Source organism: Legionella norrlandica (genome assembly GCF_000770585.1).
Classification (GTDB): domain Bacteria; phylum Pseudomonadota; class Gammaproteobacteria; order Legionellales; family Legionellaceae; genus Legionella; species Legionella norrlandica.
In genome coordinates this window covers 1-8,490 of the sequence record NZ_JNCF01000092.1, presented here as the reverse complement: position 1 = coordinate 8,490, position 8,490 = coordinate 1, and the positions used below count along the sequence as shown (strand labels likewise).

Genomic DNA, 8,490 nt, shown 5'->3' with positions numbered 1-8,490 from the left:
GGTAGGGGCGGCAGTGACACTGATTCCCAAGTTGGAAATTAATGAAAAAAATAAAACCATGAGGCTAAACCCGTAGAGTTTTGAAGTGATGAGCATTGCTCCTCCGCCTAGAATAATTAACCAGTTTCCCAAATAGATCGTAGTTGAGATAGCCAGTCGCTCACGAAGCCAAATACCCAAGTAATTTCCAAAAATGATATTTAATCCATTTAGTATAAAAATAAATCCATAAGCAAGGGGAGAGTAATTCAGTACATCAATAATGAGATAGGAAGAATTAATGACGACAAGCATTACAGCAGACATGCTGAACATTAGAATAAATGAAGCGCACCATAGTGAAGGTATAGAGAATATTAATTTATATTCATTGAGTATTTTTTTTATTGAAAAAGAATTTTGAGGAGGGGTCCAGAAAGGGGATTCTAATAAGGATATTTTGGATTGTATAAATAGAATAAAAGCGACTATTGCCATTACAATAAAGTTTGCTTGCCAACCGAAATGATGGAAAATAAGAGCACCAAATACCGGGGCAATAATGGGGGAAATTGAAACGGTCATGGAAATGTAGGAAAGAACTTTAGCTCGAATTACTGTATCTTCAAAGTCACGAGATGCCGAGTAGGCAATGAGATTAGCACAACATAAGGTAAATCCTTGTAAGACTCGACCACAAATGAGCATCGTAATATTAAGTGCAAAAGCGCACATCAAACTAGCGATTAAGGCGAGTATGAGGTTGCCTGACAATAAGTGGCGGCGTCCAAAATGATCGATAAGCGGTCCCCATAAAAGATGAGTGGCACCGTATATTAATAAATAAAGACTTAAAGTTAATTGGCCTAAGCTTGGGCTTATATTGAAATAATTGTTTATAAAGGGTACTGATGGTTGATAAAGATCAAAAGTTAATAATGAAAATGTTGAGAGCAAGCCAAGAAATAGAATCGAATTGTGAGATTTGGGCATAACCACTCGTAATTACAAATCCTTGATTGTAACAAAATTGGATTTATTTTTAAAAGTATAAAATTTAAACTCTTATTGTAATTCCATAGATAGCCCAGATTTATTTTATTCTGGTACAGATCGCCTCTCTTCAAAAAAGATGATTTTGCCCGTTGTAATGTCGTGCATACCTGCGATGATGCCTATTTGTTTAGTTTTTACTAATTCGTTCAGAATTGGACTTTGTGATAAAATATTTTTTACGACACGTAAAATAGACTATTCTAAAAAAGGATTTATTCGAAAGTTATTCTCCTGCTTGAAGACATTGGTTTTTAGCATTTTCTTCACAGGCTTGTGTGCAATCACCATAGTTTGTTTTGTCACATTTGTTAATGCATTGATTGTAGAATTCATGGGCACATAATTCTTGAGCAGATTCCTGATCTTGGATATCTATTTCAGAAATATCTCCTGCTTGCGCAGGAAGAAATAATAATATTGTTACAGCAGATAAAAGGAATTTTCTCATGATATGGTTTCCTTTAATTATTTCACAGTTTTTAACGTAAGAGGTTTTTTTCCTTTTCAATAGGGCGAGAGAGGCGATTTTGTTCTTCAATTTCGGCTGCCTCACTACTTAACTCTCCCTCGGCATGGGTTGCAAATTTACCAGATTCATGGGTAATTTCTTCTTTTTTAGCTTTGGGCTTACGTTGCAGCAAACGCACTGGAATGTCTTCAAGGAAACTGATCTCTATTCCCTTTCCAGGCCAGGAAATCTCAATACCTGCATCTTGAAGTGCCCTCTTTACTAGACGAATCACTGATGATCTGACTTTTCGCCAATGATATTTACTTCCATCCATCCAAAAGTAAACTCGCATATTGACCGCATCTGCAGTTAAATTTTCTACCAATACCCAAGGTTCAGGATCTTTTAATACAGCTGGGTGTCTCTCAAGCAATTTTAAGGCAACTTCTTGGGCTTTAGAAATAGCATCTTCATAAGTAATGCCAATTATAAAATCTTCACGGCGATTGGGGTTACTCGAAAAGTTACGAATGTTACTCTTATAGACTGTTGAGTTGGGTATTTGTATTTGATGCCCTTCTTGCGTCATTAATACAGTAGCCCGGATGGTTAATCCTTGTACATAACCGGTAATACCTTTTCCGTCTAGCTCGCTGATCTCCACTAAGTCATTTTTATGAAAAGGTTTTTGCATGCTTAGTAATATGCTTGCCAAGAGATTCTCGGTAATATCACGCAAACTAATTCCCAAAATAATGCCTATGATACCAGTACCACCGAGAACAGTGAGAGCGAAAGTTGTTAATCCTAATACCTGCAAGATAATATAGGCCCCAAATAATAAGCAAAGTAAAGTGACTCCACGAGAAATGACATCGGTGAGAAGCGGATGTACCTTACGATATTGCAAAGAATTACGTGTGGAACGTGAAGCGAAGCGAGCTATTAACCATGAAATAAACAGGACAATTAAAGCAAAAATAAAAAAAGGTAAACCACGTAACATCCGTTGCCATTGTTCCAAAAGACCTTTGGTTATTTGTTGGAAAGACCAGATCGCAGGATTGATCACTTCAATCTGATTTACCACTGCAACAACATCTTGGGTGTGACTGGCCAGATTTTCTGCCCATTTTTTATGCTCCGTGTGTTTAGTTTTCCCTTTTAAAAAAACGACACCATTTTTTACTTGTACGCTAGGTGCAATGAACCAAGGGGTTGTTACTAGAATTCCTTCAATACGTTTGCCAATCTCATCATCATTGGCCTCGGGTTTTACTACTATTTTATCGACTGGATCAGGTAAAGTTTGGCTCTGAATTATTTTATAATCCCCATTCGCTTTCGGAATAGATTTAGGACTTTCTTGCCCTAATCCTAAAGGACAATAAAGAGCAGGCACGGAAAGAGTAAAAATGAAAAGCCATCTGGTAAGCCATGTATGGAGACACTTCCCTTTAGTCATGTTTTTGCATTCCCTAAGTTTTTATTTCCCCTATCGTAAAAATTATCAGATGATAGTTAATATTAGTACATATTGGTGTATTTTTCTAATTATCCTAGAAAAGCCTCTTGGAAAGCCCACGGGCTATTTTGAATCTATTTGAATTATAAAAGATTACTTTGTGAACTTGAATTTGCGAACTGCTCATTTCGTGATAAAATTAAGGAACAACATTAGGGGTGCCATATATAGTTCGTAGACTACGATATTTGGCTGAGAGGATGATCCAACCCTTTGAACCTGATCTCATTAATCTGAGCGGAGGAAAATGTGTCTATTGTCATGTTGTCAGGAATGGTGGCTTTTACCACATCTTTTATTGGATTATTGCCACAAATTGTCAAATCTCTTAAGACCCAATCAACCCAAGATCTTTCCATGATGATGTTGATTAATTATTTCATTTGCTCTTTAGCCTGGATCATTTATGGAAGTAATACGAATTCCTTTTTTGTCATTAGTTCCAATGTGGTCGGATTGGTAGTCAGTATTTTGCTTATTTTATTAAAAAGATATTATGATTCTCGATGTGAGTAATTTTAAAGGTTATCGTTCTATTTTATGTCTTAACGGTGATTTACCAGAACCTGACTTTTTTCATAAAAGGAACTTACCAGTCATTGCGGCGGATGGGGCGGCGAATGTATTGTGTGATCTCGGTGTCTTCCCGGATTTAATTACCGGCGATTTGGATTCAGTCCGTCCTGGAATTTTACGAAATCATTCTTTTCTCCATTTGCCAGATCAAGGAAGCACTGACTATCAAAAAGCGATGCAATATTTAAAAGAGAATGATTTATTACCTGCTATTGTAGTGGGAATAAATGGGGGGTATTTGGATCACATACTAAATAACATTAATATTTTTATGGAAACTAACTGTCTTTTATATTCTCCTCCTATAAAAGGGCTTGTTATAAAAGAAGAATCCAAGATCAAATTGTTATTACCTGTCCATACCAAAATTTCATTAATTGGGGTCCCAGGGGTTACTCTTTCTTCGAAGGGATTGAAATGGGAACTAAACAATTCACATCTTGCTTTTCCAGGGAAAACATCGTGTTTTAATCGCACTCAGTTACCAGAAATCACATTGGAGATCTATTCGGGAGCTGCATTGGTTTTAATTTATGAGCAATCTATTGAGGATGCTGGTGTATTTTCATTCTACTCTAATAGAATTACCTAATAAAAATGCTCAAATAGCAAAGTCCAGTTGCCTCCATGCTTCATACAATATGACTGCGACTGCATTCGATAAATTGAGGCTGCGGTTATGTTCTCTCATCGGAATGCGAATAGTAGAATAGTTATCAAGAATTTCTATGGGTAAACCACAAGATTCTGGGCCAAATAATAACATATCTTCTGCTTGATAAATGATGTTGCTATAAATAGTTTTTCCTTTTGCACTGCAACAAAATAAACGGCGTTGGGAATGAACATGCAGAAACGCATTCCAGTTTTCATAATGCCATATAGAGGCCCATTGATGATAATCAAGGCCGGCACGACGCATTTGTTTATTTTCTAGAGTAAAGCCTAAGGGATGTATTAAATGCAGTTGAGCCCCGCTATTGGCGCACAATCTAATGATATTGCCAGTGTTCGGAGGAATCTCTGGCTGGTAAAGTGCAATATGGATCATTTATTTTTCCAGTTGGTTTTTGATTTCTAGGGCTGTTAATAGTTCATTTTTGTACTCCTGTCCACGTAATGCAAGTAAGCCGCAGGGCATGGGGGATATAAAGCAATTTTTAACAGACTCTAATTTTAATAGGTTTTTGATGGCAAATAAAAACTATTGAGATTCACTGTGTATACTTAAAGGAGATATTGTAGCTTGATTAAGTGAAATTATAAAAAAATTGGTATATCTTTCCTTAGTATTACAACTACAATATTAATAGACAAGTAAATGTTTTTAATAGGCTTATTTGCGGTTTGCATAGTTTAAATATCGGTCACTCAATAACTGGAAATATGGATTAAATTTAATACAAGAAGTTAAGGACTTATCATGGATAAGAATAAGAACGCAAAAAAAATCTTATTTAAAAATCATTTTGTTTTATTAGGTTTTGGTTGCATTGGACGAGCATTATTGCCCTTAATTTTTGAGAAATTTGATATTCAACCATCGCAAGTCATAATCATTGCTGAAGAAGACTCAGGTCTTGAGATTGCTCAAAAATATGGGGTGGATTTTAAGTTACAGCGCATTACTTTGAAAAATTATGTGGAAGTAATTGGCAGTATTCTAAAAGAAAATGATTTTTTAATTGATGTATCAATTGGTATTTCAAGCACCGCTTTAATCCTATTATGTGATCAAAAAGGAGCGCTTTATATTAATGCGGCAACAGAACCCTGGAAAGAGGATTTTATGTTGGAACGCTTGTCGCTGAATCGTCGCACAAACTATTCTTTACGAGAAGAAGTGCTTCAGTTAAAGGGTAAAACTAAAAAAACGGCAATAATTACTCATGGAGCGAATCCTGGTTTAGTTTCCCATTTTATTAAACAGGCTTTATTAAATATTGCGAAAGATAATGGTCTAACCATTGATGTGCCTAAAAAGCCATCAGAATGGGCCAATCTTGCAATGAACTTGGGGATCAAAGTTATCCATGTCGCAGAACAGGACTCTCAAGTAACCTATCCTCCTAAAGCACCGGGTGAATTTGTTAATACCTGGTCTACTAATGGTCTTATTATGGAAGGTTTACAACCTGCTGAAATTGGTTGGGGTACACATGAAGTCCATTGGCCCCACGATGCCTATTCTCATAGCAATGGTCCTCAATGTGCAATCTATCTGGCTCAGCCTAGTGCTGGCGTTACGGTTCGTTCCTGGACTCCAACTTTGGGTCCGTTTCATGGATTTTTAATTACCCATGCCGAAACCATTTCGGTTACCAATTTTTTAACCTTAAAAAATGGCTCTGAGCTGTTGTATAGACCAACAGTTCACTATGCTTATAATCCTTGTCCAGACGCAAGACTTTCAATTTTTGAATTAAAGAGCAATGAATGGCAACCACAGAAAAAAAGTCGTTTGGCTTTAAATGAAATCATTGATGGTATTGATGAGTTGGGGGTATTGCTGATGGGGAATAAAAAGGGAGCCTATTGGTATGGCTCAACCCTTTCCATCCAGGAAGCAAAGCGGCTTGCACCCTATAACAATGCAACAAGCTTACAAGTTGCCGCTAGTATGATTTCGGGAGTCATTTGGGCTATTGAGCACCCTGGTGAGGGTATCGTAGAGCCAGAAGGAATGGATCATCAATATATCATTAATATTGCAAAACCTTACTTGGGAAAAGTGGGCGGCTATTATACAGATTGGACTCCGCTAAAAAATAGAGGCCAATTGTATCCTGAAGAGATAGATGCAAACGATCCATGGCAATTTTTAAATATTCGAGTTAATTAACGTAAGTTCGACATAATAGGCATTTATGCTTATTTCATTAGGGAAAGAAACATAATTTATTAATTATGAGCATCATTAAGAGAATAAAAAATATTATCTATGAGCCAAATACATACATAGCTATAGTCATTGGAGCACTTTTTGGTGGGATAAGCGGGTGTTTAGTAGGTCTGTTTTCCGGAGGTTTCATTGGTTATGAGTTAAAAATATGCAGCGAATGTCCTACTTATTTATTTGGTTTTAATATTGGATTTGTTGATTTGAATATGGTTGTTGGAGCTATTATTGGCGGTGTGATTGGGGCTGCTCTTGGAGGTTCGGTTACGGGTTTAGTAACCACCGTTCATATTTATAGAAATAGCCGATTACCTAAAACGCTTTCTAATAAAAACATAAAGGAAGTATTGCTTAAATCGTTATGGATCAGTATTGAAATATCAATAGGAATTATTTTAGGCGCTATAATAGGCAGTCTAGAATCACCTGGTATTGGTTTAGCTGTTGGAGCTCTTATTGGTACAGCACTTATGTTGCTAATCACGACCTTGGAAAATCGAACTAAAAAGTAAGATGGTGGGCCTGATTCTCCTTGAATTGGAATCAGACCCATTTTATTAAGGAGTTATTTTACTTTTTCTATTTTAATTGTTTTCACATTTTCCTTAGACTCAGCCTTTTTCGGGATAGTTATCCACAACATACCTTTTTTAAAAGATGCTGTGGCTTTGTTTACATCAGCGGATAAAGGCAAAGTAATGGACCGCTCGTAGCGCCCATAGCTAATTTCACGGCTTACATAGTTTTTCTTTTCATCTTTTTTAGATGTTGTTTTTTCGCCTTCAATCGTTAGCCTATTTTCGCAAAATGATACTTTAATGTCTTCTTCACCCATACCTGGCATTTCAACCTCTATTTTAAAACTATCTTTGTCCTCAACAATATCTAAAGACGGGGTAAGGGTAATATGCTCAAATTGCTCAAGATTAGCACTTCTTTGTGGGTCAAACAAATTATAGAAGTCATTCATAGCATGATTGACTTCTTGTTGAAGCCTTAAAAAAGGACTCATCAAAAGCTCTCTCGAGCCTGAGTGGTGTTTTCTTAAACTGGCCATGATGTTATCTCCTTATTCAAAATAATTTATTTATAAAACAATAGATTATAAATTTTACTATGTGATGTCCTGATGTTATCAATGTAAATATAGTTGCTGATCTAGTAATTTTCAAATACATCAAAATAATTCCAGGATGAAAGAATTTAATTGCCTTGACTTGGGATAGGGGTTATTAAGCAGGCCGAATTAAATGGTGCTTAAACCAATTTTTAGCAAGGCGTGCCACTTCTTCCAGTGTACCAGGCTCTTCAAATAAATGAGTTGCACCAGGAACTATTTCTAATTGTTTGACACATTTTAATTTTGCTAGGCTTGCTCATTTAATTCAATCACTACGCCGTCAAGGCCACCTACAATGAATAAGGTAGGCACATTCACAAAAGGTAGATAAGTTCCGGCTAAGTCTGGTCTTCCACCACGGGATACAATAGCGCTTACTTTGTCTGGGAGCTGAGCGCCTGCCACTAAAGCAGCTCCTCCTCCTGTACTGGCACCAAAATAACCGATTGCTAAGTGGAATGATTCAAGTTCATTAATACACCAATGAGTAGTATCTATGAGGCGTGAAGCGAGAAGTGGGATATTAAAACGATATTCACGGGTATAATTGTCTATGCTCTCTTCATCTGGCGTTAATAAATCAAATAATAAGGTTGCAAGATTCGCCTGATTTAAAGAGCGGGCAACAAACTGATTGCGGACACTAAACCGGCTGCTCCCACTTCCATGGACAAACAAAACTATACCTTGGGCTTTTTCGGGTATATATAGCAATCCATTGAGAAAACTATTGCCACTTGGAATTTTGACAGGATGCTCAATATTTATTGTCAGACTATTCATATTTATCCTTCCATTTCTTCCCTTACCGCGCTTGGCAACCAGGCTTTCATGGTAAGATTAATCCAAATCTCAACTCATGCCTTACAATTGTAGTAGGCTGG

10 protein-coding genes, 1 pseudogene and 1 riboswitch are annotated in these 8,490 nt (G+C 36.7%); of the genes and pseudogenes, 4 read left to right on the top strand and 7 right to left on the bottom strand.

The window, feature by feature from the left end; genetic code table 11:
- From OK13_RS13165 to OK13_RS13155, 4 genes and pseudogenes are all read right to left on the bottom strand, one after another.
- Positions 1 to 972, bottom strand: a 972-nt coding sequence (locus OK13_RS13165; protein WP_035891514.1) for an MFS transporter, incomplete at its 3' end; no start/stop codon positions are given.
- A gap of 105 nt (positions 973 to 1,077) precedes the next feature.
- Positions 1,078 to 1,224, bottom strand: a pseudogene (locus tag OK13_RS16095) (carbonic anhydrase); the annotation flags it as partial.
- A 34-nt stretch (positions 1,225 to 1,258) separates the two neighbouring features.
- Positions 1,259 to 1,483: a hypothetical protein gene (locus OK13_RS13160; RefSeq protein ID WP_035891512.1), complete on the bottom strand. Its 225-nt coding sequence runs from the start codon at positions 1,481 to 1,483 to the stop codon at positions 1,259 to 1,261.
- A gap of 31 nt (positions 1,484 to 1,514) precedes the next feature.
- On the bottom strand, positions 1,515 to 2,951 hold the full coding sequence (locus tag OK13_RS13155) for a mechanosensitive ion channel domain-containing protein (RefSeq protein WP_081964934.1): 1,437 nt from the start codon (positions 2,949 to 2,951) through the stop codon (positions 1,515 to 1,517).
- Positions 2,952 to 3,155: 204 nt separating this feature from the next.
- A riboswitch (TPP riboswitch) is annotated at positions 3,156 to 3,274 on the top strand.
- On the opposite strand from OK13_RS13155, the gene OK13_RS13150 reads away from it, so the two are divergent.
- Entirely contained in the window at positions 3,261 to 3,527 is a 267-nt protein-coding gene (locus OK13_RS13150) for a SemiSWEET family sugar transporter (protein WP_035891511.1), read from the top strand. (Overlaps the previous riboswitch by 14 nt.)
- Positions 3,508 to 4,179, top strand: coding sequence for a thiamine diphosphokinase (locus OK13_RS13145; protein ID WP_152571705.1), 672 nt, complete (start codon positions 3,508 to 3,510; stop codon positions 4,177 to 4,179). The genes OK13_RS13150 and OK13_RS13145 overlap by 20 nt, the downstream gene beginning before the upstream one ends.
- 9 nt (positions 4,180 to 4,188) lie before the next feature.
- On the opposite strand, the gene OK13_RS13140 is transcribed toward OK13_RS13145, so the two are convergent.
- Positions 4,189 to 4,638 (bottom strand): tRNA (cytidine(34)-2'-O)-methyltransferase, encoded by a 450-nt coding sequence (locus OK13_RS13140; RefSeq protein ID WP_035891509.1) that lies wholly within the window; start codon positions 4,636 to 4,638, stop codon positions 4,189 to 4,191.
- Between the two features lie 372 nt (positions 4,639 to 5,010).
- Between OK13_RS13140 and OK13_RS13135 the strand changes: the two genes are divergently transcribed.
- Both OK13_RS13135 and OK13_RS13130 read left to right on the top strand, forming a co-directional pair.
- A complete protein-coding gene (locus OK13_RS13135) occupies positions 5,011 to 6,429 on the top strand; it encodes a homospermidine synthase (RefSeq protein WP_052117693.1) in 1,419 nt (472 codons plus the stop codon).
- A gap of 65 nt (positions 6,430 to 6,494) precedes the next feature.
- Entirely contained in the window at positions 6,495 to 6,998 is a 504-nt protein-coding gene (locus OK13_RS13130) for a hypothetical protein (protein ID WP_035891507.1), read from the top strand.
- A gap of 53 nt (positions 6,999 to 7,051) precedes the next feature.
- Here OK13_RS13130 and OK13_RS13125 read toward each other — a convergent pair whose 3' ends face one another.
- Together OK13_RS13125 and OK13_RS13120 are read right to left on the bottom strand one after the other, a co-directional pair.
- Positions 7,052 to 7,543, bottom strand: coding sequence for an Hsp20/alpha crystallin family protein (locus OK13_RS13125; RefSeq protein WP_035891504.1), 492 nt, complete (start codon positions 7,541 to 7,543; stop codon positions 7,052 to 7,054).
- A 309-nt stretch (positions 7,544 to 7,852) separates the two neighbouring features.
- On the bottom strand, positions 7,853 to 8,389 hold the full coding sequence (locus OK13_RS13120; protein WP_338151683.1) for a dienelactone hydrolase family protein: 537 nt from the start codon (positions 8,387 to 8,389) through the stop codon (positions 7,853 to 7,855).
- Positions 8,390 to 8,490: the final 101 nt, after the last annotated feature.

Coding starts and splice junctions, on each gene's coding strand:
- OK13_RS13160 (WP_035891512.1), bottom strand. CDS start 1,483: ATGAGAAAATTCCTTTTATCTGCTGTAACAATATTATTATTTCTTCCT.
- OK13_RS13155 (WP_081964934.1), bottom strand. CDS start 2,951: ATGACTAAAGGGAAGTGTCTCCATACATGGCTTACCAGATGGCTTTTC.
- OK13_RS13145 (WP_152571705.1), top strand. CDS start 3,508: ATGATTCTCGATGTGAGTAATTTTAAAGGTTATCGTTCTATTTTATGT.
- OK13_RS13140 (WP_035891509.1), bottom strand. CDS start 4,638: ATGATCCATATTGCACTTTACCAGCCAGAGATTCCTCCGAACACTGGC.
- OK13_RS13135 (WP_052117693.1), top strand. CDS start 5,011: ATGGATAAGAATAAGAACGCAAAAAAAATCTTATTTAAAAATCATTTT.
- OK13_RS13130 (WP_035891507.1), top strand. CDS start 6,495: ATGAGCATCATTAAGAGAATAAAAAATATTATCTATGAGCCAAATACA.
- OK13_RS13125 (WP_035891504.1), bottom strand. CDS start 7,543: ATGGCCAGTTTAAGAAAACACCACTCAGGCTCGAGAGAGCTTTTGATG.
- OK13_RS13120 (WP_338151683.1), bottom strand. CDS start 8,389: ATGAATAGTCTGACAATAAATATTGAGCATCCTGTCAAAATTCCAAGT.